This is a genomic window from Pedobacter sp. GW821-FHT01D05, from assembly GCF_059422505.1.
Window position 1 is genome coordinate 122,898 of the sequence record NZ_JBWKXA010000009.1, and the last position, 17,426, is coordinate 140,323.

Annotated in this window: 16 protein-coding genes; 12 read left to right on the forward strand and 4 right to left on the reverse strand. The window is 43.6% G+C overall.

Annotated features, from left to right (window positions below):
- Window position 1: 1 nt before the first annotated feature.
- Both AC07VK_RS23870 and AC07VK_RS23875 read left to right on the forward strand, forming a co-directional pair.
- Window positions 2-3,529, forward strand: coding sequence for a DUF6443 domain-containing protein (locus AC07VK_RS23870; RefSeq protein WP_494939840.1), 3,528 nt, complete (start codon window positions 2-4; stop codon window positions 3,527-3,529).
- A gap of 5 nt (window positions 3,530-3,534) precedes the next feature.
- Entirely contained in the window at window positions 3,535-3,831 is a 297-nt protein-coding gene (locus tag AC07VK_RS23875) for a hypothetical protein (protein WP_492963632.1), read from the forward strand.
- Window positions 3,832-3,904: 73 nt separating this feature from the next.
- Here AC07VK_RS23875 and AC07VK_RS23880 read toward each other — a convergent pair whose 3' ends face one another.
- Window positions 3,905-4,222 (reverse strand): hypothetical protein, encoded by a 318-nt coding sequence (locus AC07VK_RS23880; protein ID WP_492963634.1) that lies wholly within the window; start codon window positions 4,220-4,222, stop codon window positions 3,905-3,907.
- Complete coding sequence (locus AC07VK_RS23885) at window positions 4,212-4,544, reverse strand: helix-turn-helix domain-containing protein (RefSeq protein ID WP_492963636.1); 333 nt, start codon at window positions 4,542-4,544, stop codon at window positions 4,212-4,214. The genes AC07VK_RS23880 and AC07VK_RS23885 overlap by 11 nt, the downstream gene beginning before the upstream one ends.
- 148 nt (window positions 4,545-4,692) lie before the next feature.
- Between AC07VK_RS23885 and AC07VK_RS23890 the strand changes: the two genes are divergently transcribed.
- The 5 genes from AC07VK_RS23890 to AC07VK_RS23910 all read left to right on the forward strand — a co-directional run bounded on the left by AC07VK_RS23890 (window position 4,693) and on the right by AC07VK_RS23910 (window position 10,171).
- Window positions 4,693-6,312, forward strand: coding sequence for an MTBMA_p00010-related P-loop-containing protein (locus AC07VK_RS23890; protein WP_492963638.1), 1,620 nt, complete (start codon window positions 4,693-4,695; stop codon window positions 6,310-6,312).
- A 75-nt stretch (window positions 6,313-6,387) separates the two neighbouring features.
- A complete protein-coding gene (locus AC07VK_RS23895; protein WP_492963640.1) occupies window positions 6,388-7,257 on the forward strand; it encodes a tyrosine-type recombinase/integrase in 870 nt (289 codons plus the stop codon).
- Window positions 7,247-8,104 (forward strand): tyrosine-type recombinase/integrase, encoded by an 858-nt coding sequence (locus AC07VK_RS23900; RefSeq protein WP_492963642.1) that lies wholly within the window; start codon window positions 7,247-7,249, stop codon window positions 8,102-8,104. The genes AC07VK_RS23895 and AC07VK_RS23900 overlap by 11 nt, the downstream gene beginning before the upstream one ends.
- Before the next feature lie 856 nt (window positions 8,105-8,960).
- The gene (locus tag AC07VK_RS23905; RefSeq protein ID WP_494939841.1) at window positions 8,961-9,869 is read left to right on the forward strand and encodes an RHS repeat-associated core domain-containing protein; all 909 of its coding nucleotides are present in this window, start codon (window positions 8,961-8,963) and stop codon (window positions 9,867-9,869) included.
- A 5-nt stretch (window positions 9,870-9,874) separates the two neighbouring features.
- Window positions 9,875-10,171, forward strand: coding sequence for a hypothetical protein (locus tag AC07VK_RS23910; RefSeq protein ID WP_492963632.1), 297 nt, complete (start codon window positions 9,875-9,877; stop codon window positions 10,169-10,171).
- A gap of 73 nt (window positions 10,172-10,244) precedes the next feature.
- Here AC07VK_RS23910 and AC07VK_RS23915 read toward each other — a convergent pair whose 3' ends face one another.
- A complete protein-coding gene (locus AC07VK_RS23915) occupies window positions 10,245-10,562 on the reverse strand; it encodes a hypothetical protein (RefSeq protein WP_492963634.1) in 318 nt (105 codons plus the stop codon).
- A complete protein-coding gene (locus tag AC07VK_RS23920; protein ID WP_492963636.1) occupies window positions 10,552-10,884 on the reverse strand; it encodes a helix-turn-helix domain-containing protein in 333 nt (110 codons plus the stop codon). Before AC07VK_RS23920 ends, AC07VK_RS23915 begins: the two co-directional genes overlap by 11 nt.
- 148 nt (window positions 10,885-11,032) lie before the next feature.
- Between AC07VK_RS23920 and AC07VK_RS23925 the strand changes: the two genes are divergently transcribed.
- The 5 genes from AC07VK_RS23925 (at window position 11,033) to AC07VK_RS23945 (ending at window position 16,548) form a co-directional block, all read left to right on the forward strand.
- Complete coding sequence (locus tag AC07VK_RS23925) at window positions 11,033-12,652, forward strand: MTBMA_p00010-related P-loop-containing protein (RefSeq protein WP_492963638.1); 1,620 nt, start codon at window positions 11,033-11,035, stop codon at window positions 12,650-12,652.
- A 75-nt stretch (window positions 12,653-12,727) separates the two neighbouring features.
- Complete coding sequence (locus AC07VK_RS23930) at window positions 12,728-13,597, forward strand: tyrosine-type recombinase/integrase (RefSeq protein ID WP_492963640.1); 870 nt, start codon at window positions 12,728-12,730, stop codon at window positions 13,595-13,597.
- A complete protein-coding gene (locus AC07VK_RS23935; RefSeq protein ID WP_492963642.1) occupies window positions 13,587-14,444 on the forward strand; it encodes a tyrosine-type recombinase/integrase in 858 nt (285 codons plus the stop codon). Before AC07VK_RS23930 ends, AC07VK_RS23935 begins: the two co-directional genes overlap by 11 nt.
- A gap of 856 nt (window positions 14,445-15,300) precedes the next feature.
- Entirely contained in the window at window positions 15,301-16,176 is an 876-nt protein-coding gene (locus AC07VK_RS23940) for an RHS repeat-associated core domain-containing protein (protein ID WP_492963654.1), read from the forward strand.
- A gap of 9 nt (window positions 16,177-16,185) precedes the next feature.
- A complete protein-coding gene (locus AC07VK_RS23945) occupies window positions 16,186-16,548 on the forward strand; it encodes a hypothetical protein (protein ID WP_492963646.1) in 363 nt (120 codons plus the stop codon).
- The last annotated feature ends 878 nt before the right edge of the window (window positions 16,549-17,426 follow it).

Here is a 17,426-nt window from a genome sequence, read left to right on the forward strand (position 1 = left end):
CATGAAACAACATCTAAAATATTTTTGTGCGGCAGCATTGCTATTGCTGTGCAGCCGCTCTTACGCCCAAAAGGTTGTATCGGTCTATAACGGAGAAAACGAGATCAGCGCACCAATGAGTGTGACATTGACCGATGGTTTTTACGTACCTGCGGGTAGTACGCTACGGATTTTCACCACAGGGATAAGTTACCTGAACTGTCAGCCGCTTTCCTCAACACCCAGTACCAACCAGAACTATATACTTACCCGTAGTTTTAGACGACCTGTAACCGATGCGGCCCTAAACAACAGCCGCAATGTATGTGAGGAAAATCAGACGATCCAGTATTTTGACGGATTAGGAAGACCGCTGCAGACCGTTCAGGTTCAGGGCAGTCCTGGTTTTAAGGATATTGTGCAGCCGGTTACCTACGATGCCTTTGGCCGTGAAGCGTTTAAATACCAGCCTTATGCCGCGCAGACGGGCACAACAGGAAACTTCCGATCAGCTGCCCTAGCCGATCAGCTGGCCTTTTATGGCAGTCCAACCGCTGGTGTAAAGGCTACTGCCTATCCATTTGCTGAAACAGTATTTGAAGCCTCGCCTTTGAACCGGGTACAGCAGCAGGGGGCACCGGGCGAAGCCTGGCAGATCAGCGGGGGGCATACCCAAAAAATTGAATACGGAACAAATGCGCTTGGTGAAGTTAAGCTTTGGACCGTTAACAGTGCCGGCAATGGTGCATCTGCCGGTGTTTACCTTCCCGGTAAACTGTACAAGACCACCAACCGGGACGAAAACTGGAAAGAAACCGATCAAAAAGCGGGTATTGCTGAGGAGTTTAAGGATTTTGAAGGGCACGTGGTACTCAAACGGGTATGGGAGAACAATACTAAAAGTCTATCTACCTATTATGTGTATGACGACCTGGGCAACCTGCGTTACGTACTCCCACCTGCAGTAAATGAAAATGGCCAGGCAGTACTGAACAGTTTTGATGAAACGCTACCTGTTTTCGATCAGCTTATTTACGGTTACCGTTATGATGGTCGTAAAAGGTTGGTGGAGAAAAAGATCCCGGGCAAGGGCTGGGAATTTATGGTATACAATAAGTTAGATCAGGTGGTGCTGAGCCAGGATGCCGTCCAGCGTGGTAAAAGCCCACAGGAATGGCTTTACAGTAAATATGATGCATTTGGCAGGATTGTAGCTACGGGGATTTACGTACAGGCTGGCACTTCGGCCAACAACGGAGCTGTTCCCCAGCGTGGAGCGAAGGATGCCCTTCAGACCGGACTGGACAACCAGGCACAGCAGATTGCAAATGGTGATGTTTCCATCTCGCTATGGGAGACCCGCAACGGTACAGATTATGACTCAAAGTCCTTTCCACAGAGTGGTGGCGATGTGCTGACGGTAAATTATTACGATGACTACGACTTCATGGACAATAGCTTTAATAGCTTTGGCCCGCCTTCGGGTGAACAGGCTCCTGCCGCACGCACGAAAGGCCTGCTGACAGGCACGAAGGTGAAGAACCTGGGTAGCGGAACGATGCTGCTGACGGTAAATTATTACGACCTTGAAGGGCGTGTGGTGCAGAGCAAAAGTACCAACCACCTGAACGGTACCGATGTGGTAGATAACAACTGGAATTTCGATGGTAGTCTGGAAAAGAGCAAACGTACCCACACGGTAGGCGCTGTGGAAACCACAATTGCCAACCGTTACCAGTACGACCATATGGGCCGCAAACTGGCTACTTTCGAAGAAATTAACAACCAGGGAGAGGTGGTATTGAGCCATCTGGAGTACAACGAGATCGGCCAGTTACATAAGAAAAACCTGCATAACGATACCCAGTCGACTACCTTTGCCTATAACGAACGTGGCTGGATGAAGAACAGTATATCCGATCAGTTCAGTATGAAGCTCGATTATGAAGATGGTATTGGACAGGGCTATAACGGTAACATTACCAAACAGTACTGGGACTGGACGAATACGGCTAGCCCGACGGCAAACATCTTCAACTATGGTTATGATAAACTGAACAGGCTGGGAACAGCTGCTACAGTGGCTGGGGTATCGATGAGTGAAGTATTGAGCTATGATGTAATGGGGAACATTGCGGGCCTTAACCGGGATGGTAATGGAGCCAAAATATATAATTATGAAAATTCGGGGAACAGCAACAGGCTGCAGAGCGTAAGTGGTTTAACGGTACAGGACTATGAGTACGATGCCAACGGCAATGCTACAAAGGATGGACTGAGTAAAATTAGTTTGACCTACAATTACCTTAACCTTCCTGTTACGGCAATAAGGACAACAGATATGCCTGTCAACCTGTCCTATACTTATGATGCAACAGGAAATAAGCTGGTAAAGAACAGCAATGGGTCCGTGAGGAACTATATCGATGGTATAGAATACAAGCCGGACGGTAATACTATCGATATTATCCATACTGAAGAAGGGATTGTGAGGAACAGTAATGGAACTTACAGTTATGAATACAATCTGGGCGATCATCTGGGCAATGTGCGGGCTACTTTCTATAAAAATCCTAATACAAACCTATTGGAAGTGCTGCAGCGTGACGACTACTATGCGTTTGGGCTGAGAAAAGTTGCGAGTGGCGGAACAAATAAATATCTTTACAACGGTAAGGAGCTGCAGGAGGAGTTAGGACAGTATGATTACGGTGCTAGGTTCTATGACCCGGTGATTGGTAGGTGGAATATGGTGGATCCGTTGGCGGAGAAGATGAGGCGGTATTCTCCTTACACTTTTGTATTCAATAACCCGATTAGGTTTGTGGATCCCGATGGAATGGAAGGTACAGATTGGGTGATGGGTAAGAATAAAAAGCCGTACTGGGACGAAAAAGCCACTTCACAGTCAACCACGAAAACAGGTGAAACCTATCTTGGTAAATCAGTTCAGTACGAAACAAAAGGAGGTTATGACATAACCCTAAACCCTGATAAAAGCTGGAATTATACAGGCTCTGATATGAGCGATAAAACACCTGCAGGTTCAAAATGGAGTGCTTTTCAAGGTGCGTTAGGAGGAATGCTGCCGGCTCTTAAAGCAACAGAAGTTACATCGGAAATAGTTGCTGGACTTGCTGCCGGCGGTATTGCGGGGGGAGAAATTGGAGCCGCTTATCTTGCAGGACAAGCTGGAAGAAATGCTGGTTTTTTAGCAGGCTTGGCAGAGTCAGGAGGAGGCTTCAGTACAATTTTTAGGGCTGTTTCAGCTGCTGAAGCAGATGATGTCGCTAATTTTGGTTTCAGAGTTTTAGAAGGTGGATATGAGTCTAAACTTTTTGCTCCTACACTGAAAGAAGCAGTTCAATTTGGGAAATATAATTTCGGTCTTGATGGTATTCCGAATACAATAATGAAAGTAAGAGTTCCAAATAGTGTACTAAATGGTGCGTACAAATTTACTGCTGATGGAATGAATGCTATAGATATAGCAGCAAAGAATTTAAGTTTACTAAGAGGAACTGCTTTAAACTATAGTCCTATTTTTTAATAACAATGATAAAGATATTAGCCAAAATCAAATTGTATAAAACTGAGCGTAAAACTCCATTTAAAAGTGGTTATAGACCCTTATTTAATTTTATACCAGATATGAAAACATCCGGCCAAATTACTTTGAAGGAAAATACAGATTTTTGCCCTGGTGAAGAGGGAATTGTAGAAATAGCTTTTCTGCATCGAGAGTTTTTGGGAGAAAAATTTGATGTTGGCTCTAAATTTACCTTTGGAGAAGGAGCCTTACCTTTTGGTGAAGGTGAGGTAAGGGAAATAATATTTAACGAGCCATCATAACCACTTCGCTAGCGCACGTCTGAGGTGTGTGAAAATGGATTATAATAAAGCCCGGCAGAAATGTTGGGCTTTATTATTTCTTGAGTAGTCCAAGTTTGAGAAGTCTAGCTTTAATGGCTCCGTAGGTGCGAGAATGTAGTTTGGCAAGTTCTGTAATCTTGGATCCATTATCAAAGCGTTTGGCCAGCAATTCATCTTCTTCCTCACTCCATGCTAAGCCCTGGTTACCTTTTTGGGCGAGGGCTTCTAGCTCATTAAGAGCAAAGAAAAGCGCTCTGATGATTTCGGGCTGGTTGTATGGGCTGTCGGCAGGGAATACTTCCCCTGTTATGGGGTCGGTGCCGGTGGCTAGCGCCTGGAGAATCTCCAGGTGTCTGTTGTTATCCTGCATAGGCTTTTTTGGCCTTGAAGTCCCTGATTAGTGCGTCAATTACCAAGAATACCTGTTTTTTGTCTTCCTCTGGTAGTTTTGATACTTCCTGTATCCGGTTAAGGGTGGAGTTGTCAAGTTCCATATCGGTTTTACCAACGAGATAATCGAGTGAAACTTCAAGCGCATCAGCCATTCGTATCACGACCTCGATAGATGGCTTTACCTCATCCCTTTCGTAGCGGCCAATGATGTCGCCCGATGTTTCTACAGTCTTACCGAGTTCGGCTTGGGAAAGCTTCTTTTTCTTGCGTAATGTGGTGATGTGCTGTCCTAAAGTCATACCTAAAAGTAGTTAAACTGCTATGTAATTGAGCGGTTAGTCAAAAATAACTGATATAAATAGCATATCAAAATCAAATAGGTCTTGCTTATATCTGATATATCTTTTAGATTTGTGACAAATAGGTAGTGAAAACTTTTTTTCAACAATGGCAAAACTGATAACCGACAATCCCGAGCTGTTAATCTACATTGACAACAAAATCCATATCACGGTGCTTGGCGGAATAAAATTAACTGGACTGGACAGGTTGAAAGTAACACTAAAATTGAGCCTAACAGGGAAACCGGCCAATGCCTACCGCCACAACCTGGACTTGTATAACGGCATCCAGACCGAGCAATTGATTGAGAAAGCTTCGGAAACGTTGGACGTCAGCACGAGCGAAACCAGCCAAGTCATCAGTCGATTGATAACCGAACTGGAAAACTACCGGGCAACGAGGCTGGAAGAAATGAAGCCCAAACAGCCAGAAAAACGGGAACTATCAGAAACGGAGCGCAAACAGGCCATCAACTTTCTAAAATCAGCAAATCTTTTACAGCGTACAAAGGAAGCGATAAAATTGAGCGGACTAATTGGCGAAGAAACCAACAGTATAATTGCCTACCTGACCTATACGAGCAGGAAGCGCCACGTACCGTTGCACCTGATGTGCCTTGGCGCAAGCGGGAGCGGTAAGACCTGGCTACAGGAAAAAGTGAGCGAACTAATGCCCGAAGAAGATAAACTGGAAATTACCACACTGTCCACCAATGCCTTCTACTACTTCGGGCGTGAGGAACTGAAACATAAACTTTTATTGATAGAAGACCTTGACGGAGCAGAAAGCGTGCTTTATCCATTACGGGAACTGCAGAGCAAACGGAAAATCAGTAAAACAGTAACGCTAAAGGACAACAAGGGCAACCTGAAAACGATAACGCTCAATGTTGAGGGGCCAGTTTGTGTAAGTGGTTGCACCACAAGAGAACAGCTTTACGAAGATAACGCCAACCGCTGCATATTGCTCTATATGGACAGCAGTACCGAGCAGGACAAAAATATTATGGATTACCAGCGCAAGCTGAGTGCCGGGCAGATAGACCAGGCGGAGGAACAACAAATCCGCAACCAAATCAAGAACGTACAGCGGCTGCTGAAACCGATAACCGTTAAAAACCCCTATGCCACCTATCTGCAACTGCCGGAGGCTGTTTTCAAGCCGAGGAGAACGATGTTGCTACTCTTGTTATTCACAGAAACGATAACCTATTACCACCAGTACCAGCGAACGCTGAAAACCGATACGGACACAGGCGAACAGTATATTGAAAGTACGATAGAGGATGTAGAAAATGCCTTTGCGCTACTGGAAAACACTATCCTAAAGAAAAGCGACGAGCTGAACGATGCCTGTCGGGGTTTCTTTGAACGGTTAAAAGGGTATTTGAAAGAAAAAGATACCGACAGCTTTTACAGCAAGGAAATCCGTTCGGCTATGCGCACCAGTCCGAGCAGTATTGGGCGCTACCTGTTTGAACTGGAACGGATGGGCTACATCAAGATTGTAAGGGGCAACCGTTATAAAGGTTTCGAATATAAAATACAAAGTTGGAACGACCTGGAGGCATTACAAACTGACACCAAAAAGCTGATTGAAAGCATATTGTCCAGCATCAAAGCCCAATCTTCAGTAACCCGTAGCCCACAAGTAACCCAAAGCCCTGTTGGGTTACATAAAGTGCAGAAAACCAATAAGAAAGAAGCTGTAACCCAAGAAAAGTAAAAAATGCAAGGCAGGATAAAAAAAGGTAGAAGGCTTTAAGGTAAAAGGCGGAAGGTTGACTAACAATAAAAACCAATGAACAACAATTACAAGCGTTTACAGGCTGGTTTCAGCGAATGGTTAAGGATATTGAACTTTGAAAAAAGCAGTCAGCGTGATATGCCAAAGATGCTGAACGAGTTCCTGAGCTTTCTGATAGAAAATAACTGTACCTGCATTGGTCAAATAGAAGAAAGCCACATCCAGAATTACCTAAACCATTTATCAGAACGACCGAGCAGAACCAGACCAGGAGCATTAAGTCAGAACTACATCCGTAAACATCTGCAGGTGGTCAAAAAGTTTGCGAGATACCTTGCCGAAAGCAACCAGGAAAGCTTCGAGATAAACATCAAATTAAAGGGCAAAACGAGCAACATCAAGAGCATACTGACGCAAAAAGAAATTACCAAACTTTACGATGCGACTAGGGAAGATAAGCTGGGATTACGTGACAGGGCAATGCTGGCGCTCTATTATGGTTGTGGGCTAAGAAAAAATGAGGGCTTGGCAATGAACGTTGAAGATATACTGCTGGAAAAAGAACTGGTCTATGTACGAAAAGGTAAAGGCTACAAAGAACGAATGGTACCATTAACAGGTAAAAACAAAGAAAATATTGAAAATTACCTGACCTACAGCCGTCCATATCTTTTGAACAATAAAAAAGAAACTGCATTACTGCTAAATGTTAATGGAAAGCGGTTAAGAACGGTATTTGAACGGATACAGAAACTAAAAATAGAAGCAAGAATAAACAAGCCCATTGGTTCACATACGCTACGCCACAGCATCGCTACGCATCTTTTAGCTTCTGGAATGAAACTGGAGCATATCCAAAGGTTCCTGGGGCATAGTAGCCTTGAAAGCACACAAATCTACACCCATATAAGCAATGAAGTTTGAAGAATATCTACAGGAACAGGGATTGAAGCCCGATACCGTTGGGCAGCATCAGCGGTATATTCGTTACTTTATCTGTTGGCTGAGTGATGAAATCCTGCACCTGGACGAGGTTGGCCATAGCGAAATCTTAAGCTTTGCAGCCCAGTTAAAACAGGAGGGGCGTAGCATCGGGCAAATCAACCGGGTGCTTTTGGCGCTACGTTATTACTTTTCTTACCTGTATAAAGAAGGCGTAACTGCGCACAATCCGGCAACAGGCATTACCTTGAAAGGAACCGTACGGAATATTCCTCACGACTTACTGGAAAAAGCAGAACTGGAGGAACTGTACGAAAAGTATGGAATCAGGGACGAGCGAACCCATCGGAACAAGGTTATATTGGGTTTGCTGGTTTACCAGGCATTGACCAGGAGCGAACTGGAAATGTTACGTCCGGAGCATTTGAAGTTAAGGGAAGGCAAAATCCATATCCCACAGACCAATAAGAACAACAGTAGAAATCTAAGTTTACAGCCACACCAAATCTTAGACCTGCAGGAATATCTATTGATTGTCCGTCCAAAAATGCAACAGCAAAGCGGGCGTTTGTTCACAGGCAGAAACGATATAGAAACGTTAAAAAACAGTTTACTTCACTTAAACCACGCCCTAAGAAAAATCAATCCCAAGCTAAAGAATGCGATACAAATAAGGCAAAGTGTAATCACCGAATGGCTGAAAGAAAAGGACTTAAGGACGGTTCAGTATATGGCTGGGCATCGTTATGTGAGCAGTACCGAACGTTACCAAACAAACAATCTCGAAGACTTGAAAGAAGCCCTGAACAAACACCATCCATTGAAATAGCACACAGACCCCGGGCAAAAAATCCAGCCAGCTCGTGCCTCGCTTTCCCCTGTCTTTTTTGCCCTTAGCCTGGCCGACCCTTCTGGCGGTTTTTCGTCACACTTTTTGTACCCCAGCATGGCAGCACATATGCCTTACAGTACGAGTTCCCCTACCTTACAGGCACATAAGCTGCCGCCCCCTCCAACAAAAAGTCCGCCTAAAAACCGCCCCAAAGCAAAATAACATAACACACATTATAAAACAGCCCCACGATGCCAAAACACGACCAAAGCCGTCGTTATAATGGGTGTTATGTTAAATAGCCGCTCTTCCCGACGCCTGGCCACCGCACCGCCGTCTCCCTCCGGTCAGTCAGCGGCGAAGCCTGCGGCAGCAAGGCAAAGATTGATAAATGGTAAAATGGTTCAGTGGTAGCCTGGTCGGGGGAACAACGGTAGCACTTCGTAGCAGTGACATTGCACCCGCCCAACCTCTCAGGGATAGAAAGAGCCGCACCGGCCACCACACAAAACCAAAGCTCTTTCCATCCCTTTGAGGGAAGAGATGTCGTCCGGGATGTTGAAAAAAAGAACTGACGGAAAAAATAAAAGCCATTATCTTTATGTTGCTGGCGAAAGCGGAAACAGGCTCTGCTGAGGAGCAACCTGCGAGGAAATACACCAGCGTACGACGAAGTATAACTTTGGAAAGAAAGCCGGGCATAACGTCCTGGCTTTTCTTTTTTGGTTCATACTTCCGAGTACCCAATGCCTAAAAAAACCTAAAAGTCCCGAAGGGAACAAAAAAAATGCACCGACAATAGGCTTGTAAAGCCCAAACAAAAAACTAACTTTACGCATAAGGAACGTTCTTTATAACAGCTGAAAAATGCGGTAGGAAAACTGGAAAACGGCCAAAAAGTCGTGGTAGGCAGTATGATTACGGTGCTAGGTTCTATGACCCGGTGATTGGTAGGTGGAATATGGTGGATCCGTTGGCGGAGAAGATGAGGCGGTATTCTCCTTACACTTTTGTATTCAATAACCCGATTAGGTTTGTGGATCCCGATGGAATGGAAGGTACAGATTGGGTGATGGGTAAGAATAAAAAGCCGTACTGGGACGAAAAAGCCACTTCACAGTCAACCACGAAAACAGGTGAAACCTATCTTGGTAAATCAGTTCAGTACGAAACAAAAGGAGGTTATGACATAACCCTAAACCCTGATAAAAGCTGGAATTATACAGGCTCTGATATGAGCGATAAAACACCTGCAGGTTCAAAATGGAGTGCTTTTCAAGGTGCGTTAGGAGGAATGCTGCCGGCTCTTAAAGCAACAGAAGTTACATCGGAAATAGTTGCTGGACTTGCTGCCGGCGGTATTGCGGGGGGAGAAATTGGAGCCGCTTATCTTGCAGGACAAGCTGGAAGAAATGCTGGTTTTTTAGCAGGCTTGGCAGAGTCAGGAGGAGGCTTCAGTACAATTTTTAGGGCTGTTTCAGCTGCTGAAGCAGATGATGTCGCTAATTTTGGTTTCAGAGTTTTAGAAGGTGGATATGAGTCTAAACTTTTTGCTCCTACACTGAAAGAAGCAGTTCAATTTGGGAAATATAATTTCGGTCTTGATGGTATTCCGAATACAATAATGAAAGTAAGAGTTCCAAATAGTGTACTAAATGGTGCGTACAAATTTACTGCTGATGGAATGAATGCTATAGATATAGCAGCAAAGAATTTAAGTTTACTAAGAGGAACTGCTTTAAACTATAGTCCTATTTTTTAATAACAATGATAAAGATATTAGCCAAAATCAAATTGTATAAAACTGAGCGTAAAACTCCATTTAAAAGTGGTTATAGACCCTTATTTAATTTTATACCAGATATGAAAACATCCGGCCAAATTACTTTGAAGGAAAATACAGATTTTTGCCCTGGTGAAGAGGGAATTGTAGAAATAGCTTTTCTGCATCGAGAGTTTTTGGGAGAAAAATTTGATGTTGGCTCTAAATTTACCTTTGGAGAAGGAGCCTTACCTTTTGGTGAAGGTGAGGTAAGGGAAATAATATTTAACGAGCCATCATAACCACTTCGCTAGCGCACGTCTGAGGTGTGTGAAAATGGATTATAATAAAGCCCGGCAGAAATGTTGGGCTTTATTATTTCTTGAGTAGTCCAAGTTTGAGAAGTCTAGCTTTAATGGCTCCGTAGGTGCGAGAATGTAGTTTGGCAAGTTCTGTAATCTTGGATCCATTATCAAAGCGTTTGGCCAGCAATTCATCTTCTTCCTCACTCCATGCTAAGCCCTGGTTACCTTTTTGGGCGAGGGCTTCTAGCTCATTAAGAGCAAAGAAAAGCGCTCTGATGATTTCGGGCTGGTTGTATGGGCTGTCGGCAGGGAATACTTCCCCTGTTATGGGGTCGGTGCCGGTGGCTAGCGCCTGGAGAATCTCCAGGTGTCTGTTGTTATCCTGCATAGGCTTTTTTGGCCTTGAAGTCCCTGATTAGTGCGTCAATTACCAAGAATACCTGTTTTTTGTCTTCCTCTGGTAGTTTTGATACTTCCTGTATCCGGTTAAGGGTGGAGTTGTCAAGTTCCATATCGGTTTTACCAACGAGATAATCGAGTGAAACTTCAAGCGCATCAGCCATTCGTATCACGACCTCGATAGATGGCTTTACCTCATCCCTTTCGTAGCGGCCAATGATGTCGCCCGATGTTTCTACAGTCTTACCGAGTTCGGCTTGGGAAAGCTTCTTTTTCTTGCGTAATGTGGTGATGTGCTGTCCTAAAGTCATACCTAAAAGTAGTTAAACTGCTATGTAATTGAGCGGTTAGTCAAAAATAACTGATATAAATAGCATATCAAAATCAAATAGGTCTTGCTTATATCTGATATATCTTTTAGATTTGTGACAAATAGGTAGTGAAAACTTTTTTTCAACAATGGCAAAACTGATAACCGACAATCCCGAGCTGTTAATCTACATTGACAACAAAATCCATATCACGGTGCTTGGCGGAATAAAATTAACTGGACTGGACAGGTTGAAAGTAACACTAAAATTGAGCCTAACAGGGAAACCGGCCAATGCCTACCGCCACAACCTGGACTTGTATAACGGCATCCAGACCGAGCAATTGATTGAGAAAGCTTCGGAAACGTTGGACGTCAGCACGAGCGAAACCAGCCAAGTCATCAGTCGATTGATAACCGAACTGGAAAACTACCGGGCAACGAGGCTGGAAGAAATGAAGCCCAAACAGCCAGAAAAACGGGAACTATCAGAAACGGAGCGCAAACAGGCCATCAACTTTCTAAAATCAGCAAATCTTTTACAGCGTACAAAGGAAGCGATAAAATTGAGCGGACTAATTGGCGAAGAAACCAACAGTATAATTGCCTACCTGACCTATACGAGCAGGAAGCGCCACGTACCGTTGCACCTGATGTGCCTTGGCGCAAGCGGGAGCGGTAAGACCTGGCTACAGGAAAAAGTGAGCGAACTAATGCCCGAAGAAGATAAACTGGAAATTACCACACTGTCCACCAATGCCTTCTACTACTTCGGGCGTGAGGAACTGAAACATAAACTTTTATTGATAGAAGACCTTGACGGAGCAGAAAGCGTGCTTTATCCATTACGGGAACTGCAGAGCAAACGGAAAATCAGTAAAACAGTAACGCTAAAGGACAACAAGGGCAACCTGAAAACGATAACGCTCAATGTTGAGGGGCCAGTTTGTGTAAGTGGTTGCACCACAAGAGAACAGCTTTACGAAGATAACGCCAACCGCTGCATATTGCTCTATATGGACAGCAGTACCGAGCAGGACAAAAATATTATGGATTACCAGCGCAAGCTGAGTGCCGGGCAGATAGACCAGGCGGAGGAACAACAAATCCGCAACCAAATCAAGAACGTACAGCGGCTGCTGAAACCGATAACCGTTAAAAACCCCTATGCCACCTATCTGCAACTGCCGGAGGCTGTTTTCAAGCCGAGGAGAACGATGTTGCTACTCTTGTTATTCACAGAAACGATAACCTATTACCACCAGTACCAGCGAACGCTGAAAACCGATACGGACACAGGCGAACAGTATATTGAAAGTACGATAGAGGATGTAGAAAATGCCTTTGCGCTACTGGAAAACACTATCCTAAAGAAAAGCGACGAGCTGAACGATGCCTGTCGGGGTTTCTTTGAACGGTTAAAAGGGTATTTGAAAGAAAAAGATACCGACAGCTTTTACAGCAAGGAAATCCGTTCGGCTATGCGCACCAGTCCGAGCAGTATTGGGCGCTACCTGTTTGAACTGGAACGGATGGGCTACATCAAGATTGTAAGGGGCAACCGTTATAAAGGTTTCGAATATAAAATACAAAGTTGGAACGACCTGGAGGCATTACAAACTGACACCAAAAAGCTGATTGAAAGCATATTGTCCAGCATCAAAGCCCAATCTTCAGTAACCCGTAGCCCACAAGTAACCCAAAGCCCTGTTGGGTTACATAAAGTGCAGAAAACCAATAAGAAAGAAGCTGTAACCCAAGAAAAGTAAAAAATGCAAGGCAGGATAAAAAAAGGTAGAAGGCTTTAAGGTAAAAGGCGGAAGGTTGACTAACAATAAAAACCAATGAACAACAATTACAAGCGTTTACAGGCTGGTTTCAGCGAATGGTTAAGGATATTGAACTTTGAAAAAAGCAGTCAGCGTGATATGCCAAAGATGCTGAACGAGTTCCTGAGCTTTCTGATAGAAAATAACTGTACCTGCATTGGTCAAATAGAAGAAAGCCACATCCAGAATTACCTAAACCATTTATCAGAACGACCGAGCAGAACCAGACCAGGAGCATTAAGTCAGAACTACATCCGTAAACATCTGCAGGTGGTCAAAAAGTTTGCGAGATACCTTGCCGAAAGCAACCAGGAAAGCTTCGAGATAAACATCAAATTAAAGGGCAAAACGAGCAACATCAAGAGCATACTGACGCAAAAAGAAATTACCAAACTTTACGATGCGACTAGGGAAGATAAGCTGGGATTACGTGACAGGGCAATGCTGGCGCTCTATTATGGTTGTGGGCTAAGAAAAAATGAGGGCTTGGCAATGAACGTTGAAGATATACTGCTGGAAAAAGAACTGGTCTATGTACGAAAAGGTAAAGGCTACAAAGAACGAATGGTACCATTAACAGGTAAAAACAAAGAAAATATTGAAAATTACCTGACCTACAGCCGTCCATATCTTTTGAACAATAAAAAAGAAACTGCATTACTGCTAAATGTTAATGGAAAGCGGTTAAGAACGGTATTTGAACGGATACAGAAACTAAAAATAGAAGCAAGAATAAACAAGCCCATTGGTTCACATACGCTACGCCACAGCATCGCTACGCATCTTTTAGCTTCTGGAATGAAACTGGAGCATATCCAAAGGTTCCTGGGGCATAGTAGCCTTGAAAGCACACAAATCTACACCCATATAAGCAATGAAGTTTGAAGAATATCTACAGGAACAGGGATTGAAGCCCGATACCGTTGGGCAGCATCAGCGGTATATTCGTTACTTTATCTGTTGGCTGAGTGATGAAATCCTGCACCTGGACGAGGTTGGCCATAGCGAAATCTTAAGCTTTGCAGCCCAGTTAAAACAGGAGGGGCGTAGCATCGGGCAAATCAACCGGGTGCTTTTGGCGCTACGTTATTACTTTTCTTACCTGTATAAAGAAGGCGTAACTGCGCACAATCCGGCAACAGGCATTACCTTGAAAGGAACCGTACGGAATATTCCTCACGACTTACTGGAAAAAGCAGAACTGGAGGAACTGTACGAAAAGTATGGAATCAGGGACGAGCGAACCCATCGGAACAAGGTTATATTGGGTTTGCTGGTTTACCAGGCATTGACCAGGAGCGAACTGGAAATGTTACGTCCGGAGCATTTGAAGTTAAGGGAAGGCAAAATCCATATCCCACAGACCAATAAGAACAACAGTAGAAATCTAAGTTTACAGCCACACCAAATCTTAGACCTGCAGGAATATCTATTGATTGTCCGTCCAAAAATGCAACAGCAAAGCGGGCGTTTGTTCACAGGCAGAAACGATATAGAAACGTTAAAAAACAGTTTACTTCACTTAAACCACGCCCTAAGAAAAATCAATCCCAAGCTAAAGAATGCGATACAAATAAGGCAAAGTGTAATCACCGAATGGCTGAAAGAAAAGGACTTAAGGACGGTTCAGTATATGGCTGGGCATCGTTATGTGAGCAGTACCGAACGTTACCAAACAAACAATCTCGAAGACTTGAAAGAAGCCCTGAACAAACACCATCCATTGAAATAGCACACAGACCCCGGGCAAAAAATCCAGCCAGCTCGTGCCTCGCTTTCCCCTGTCTTTTTTGCCCTTAGCCTGGCCGACCCTTCTGGCGGTTTTTCGTCACACTTTTTGTACCCCAGCATGGCAGCACATATGCCTTACAGTACGAGTTCCCCTACCTTACAGGCACATAAGCTGCCGCCCCCTCCAACAAAAAGTCCGCCTAAAAACCGCCCCAAAGCAAAATAACATAACACACATTATAAAACAGCCCCACGATGCCAAAACACGACCAAAGCCGTCGTTATAATGGGTGTTATGTTAAATAGCCGCTCTTCCCGACGCCTGGCCACCGCACCGCCGTCTCCCTCCGGTCAGTCAGCGGCGAAGCCTGCGGCAGCAAGGCAAAGATTGATAAATGGTAAAATGGTTCAGTGGTAGCCTGGTCGGGGGAACAACGGTAGCACTTCGTAGCAGTGACATTGCACCCGCCCAACCTCTCAGGGATAGAAAGAGCCGCACCGGCCACCACACAAAACCAAAGCTCTTTCCATCCCTTTGAGGGAAGAGATGTCGTCCGGGATGTTGAAAAAAAGAACTGACGGAAAAAATAAAAGCCATTATCTTTATGTTGCTGGCGAAAGCGGAAACAGGCTCTGCTGAGGAGCAACCTGCGAGGAAATACACCAGCGTACGACGAAGTATAACTTTGGAAAGAAAGCCGGGCATAACGTCCTGGCTTTTCTTTTTTGGTTCATACTTCCGAGTACCCAATGCCTAAAAAAACCTAAAAGTCCCGAAGGGAACAAAAAAAATGCACCGACAATAGGCTTGTAAAGCCCAAACAAAAAACTAACTTTACGCATAAGGAACGTTCTTTATAACAGCTGAAAAATGCGGTAGGAAAACTGGAAAACGGCCAAAAAGTCGTGGTAGGCAGTATGATTACGGTGCTAGGTTCTATGACCCGGTGATTGGTAGGTGGAATATGGTGGATCCGTTGGCGGAGGGGAGATCTGAGATGACACCTTATCATTATACCAGCAATAACCCTATTAACAGAATAGATCCAGATGGGCGATGGGATTGGTATCAGTCAAAAGAAACTGGAACCGTTAAATGGTTTGATGGTACTAAGGAACAGGATGGATTTGATCATATTGGTGCTGCTGGCCAAGTCATATCTAGCAAAGGGGGAGCTGTAAATTTAAATGCTGATGGGACAGCAACGAATTCACAAACAGGCGAAAATGCTGCCTTTTCAGTAAGTGGGAAAACACGTATTGTTGCAAAGGAGGGGGAGACACCACTTTGGATGACCATTGTTGATATCATATCGGGTGGGGAAATCAGTGACATGCGAACTTCTCTGGATGCCTTGGATAAAGAAGGAGTTCAGGGTTATTTAAATACACAGATCAGTAGTGTGGTTTCATTACATAATGGAACTGGATTTGGACCAAACATAGAGCCAATAAGGTATCAAGGGCCTTGGACAACAAGAGATTTGTCTAGAGCGAATGATGGTAAGGGGCCTTTGGATTTTATGCCTAGACAAAATAAAGCCGGAAACGAAATGCCACTAGAGTTACATCACGGAGATCAAATGCCAGGGTCAGGCGTGCATGAAGTGGGGCCAGGTCATCCACTATTCGTACCGCATCCAAACAAATTTAATCAAGGCGTTACACCTCTTATGAGAAAACAAGATGCACAATTGCATTGGTACCTGCGGGGCTTGGAAATGGGTAATTAAATTATATATATGAAATACTTACAGTTTGATCAGGCAAAAACTTATTTAAAACTCGGAAAATCAATTGAGCAATGGATTGGCGCAGAAAAAAAGGATGACTATGTGATACTTAAATGGGTTACCATTGCCAAAGAAAGAGACAGTCTCTACACAGTCGGCTACATTGAATGCTTTGATGAGGGGAGCGAAGATTATTTAGATATTTATGAGTTTTCTGCGGTTGACCCAGATGAACCTTTTGGGCTATTCAATCAATTCCCTTCCTTGATTGATGCGATAACGTTTTCATTGGACACGTACAGTTTGTCAAAAGATAGATTTTTAGTTTCTGGAATGATCCAAGATGAATATCTAAACTATTTGAAATCTTAATCATCCGTCATCAAATATAGTGTAAACTTGTTATGAGGAGGAACATTTTATTGGTGGATAAATCTAAAATCAATGATCAAAGCATATTACATCATACTAATTCTGTTTTTTACAGCAATTATTTATTATCTCCTTGAATACCGGAGGAGCTTTATATCGAATAACGACAAATCTGAAGTCGTTACTATTTGGCAACGTTTTAATGGGAATTGCGTGATAGTTCCTGGTAGATATTATTATCCATGGATGCCAAAACAAAATTTTTTGTTAAGTAAAAACGATAGGAATTACATTGGTATAATATTCAACGCCGACGATTCGCGTAAATTTGATATGTCAGTTTATGATAGAATTTTGCAAAATAGGTTAAATGCGAATATTATGGTATATCAAAATAGCGATTCACTATTGTTGAGATATGGTATTTTAAGTAGCCTTAATGCGTCGAAAGGCATCAGGATCAGAGCGAAGAATGCTGATTCATTACAGAGAAAATTTAACTATGTGTACTTAGATCTTACGTCATCTAGACTTAAACAATTTAGATGGTGAAATTGATCTGATCCTAATCTATGAAGTCTTAGGGCGTTGCGACATGTAGTGGAGTACTTGTGCCCAATTCTGGCGCAAGTCTTAAGCGTAGCGAGACTTGTGCTTAAAATAAATTGTATCAAAGCCTAACGATGTAGAGATCGTTAGGCTTTGATATTTCAGCAGGAATTACGTTGACGGTATTATTTACAAACCTGATGGGGCTATTGAGTCGGCCAAACCGAAGAAGGGATAGCGCGGAATAGTAATGGGGGAATGGAATAATTTCTTTCTTTTGTATTTTATAAGAACTACGTGTCCCCTTGAATCAAGCCGAACAAACCCTT

Bases quoted from the DNA above. Each gene is read 5' to 3' on its own strand.
- AC07VK_RS23945 (WP_492963646.1), top strand. From the start codon at position 16,186: ATGAAATACTTACAGTTTGATCAGGCAAAAACTTATTTAAAACTCGGA.
- AC07VK_RS23875 (WP_492963632.1), top strand. From the start codon at position 3,535: ATGATAAAGATATTAGCCAAAATCAAATTGTATAAAACTGAGCGTAAA.
- AC07VK_RS23925 (WP_492963638.1), top strand. From the start codon at position 11,033: ATGGCAAAACTGATAACCGACAATCCCGAGCTGTTAATCTACATTGAC.
- AC07VK_RS23895 (WP_492963640.1), top strand. From the start codon at position 6,388: ATGAACAACAATTACAAGCGTTTACAGGCTGGTTTCAGCGAATGGTTA.
- AC07VK_RS23910 (WP_492963632.1), top strand. From the start codon at position 9,875: ATGATAAAGATATTAGCCAAAATCAAATTGTATAAAACTGAGCGTAAA.
- AC07VK_RS23885 (WP_492963636.1), bottom strand. From the start codon at position 4,544: ATGACTTTAGGACAGCACATCACCACATTACGCAAGAAAAAGAAGCTT.
- AC07VK_RS23935 (WP_492963642.1), top strand. From the start codon at position 13,587: ATGAAGTTTGAAGAATATCTACAGGAACAGGGATTGAAGCCCGATACC.
- AC07VK_RS23900 (WP_492963642.1), top strand. From the start codon at position 7,247: ATGAAGTTTGAAGAATATCTACAGGAACAGGGATTGAAGCCCGATACC.
- AC07VK_RS23890 (WP_492963638.1), top strand. From the start codon at position 4,693: ATGGCAAAACTGATAACCGACAATCCCGAGCTGTTAATCTACATTGAC.
- AC07VK_RS23870 (WP_494939840.1), top strand. From the start codon at position 2: ATGAAACAACATCTAAAATATTTTTGTGCGGCAGCATTGCTATTGCTG.
- AC07VK_RS23920 (WP_492963636.1), bottom strand. From the start codon at position 10,884: ATGACTTTAGGACAGCACATCACCACATTACGCAAGAAAAAGAAGCTT.
- AC07VK_RS23915 (WP_492963634.1), bottom strand. From the start codon at position 10,562: ATGCAGGATAACAACAGACACCTGGAGATTCTCCAGGCGCTAGCCACC.
- AC07VK_RS23930 (WP_492963640.1), top strand. From the start codon at position 12,728: ATGAACAACAATTACAAGCGTTTACAGGCTGGTTTCAGCGAATGGTTA.
- AC07VK_RS23880 (WP_492963634.1), bottom strand. From the start codon at position 4,222: ATGCAGGATAACAACAGACACCTGGAGATTCTCCAGGCGCTAGCCACC.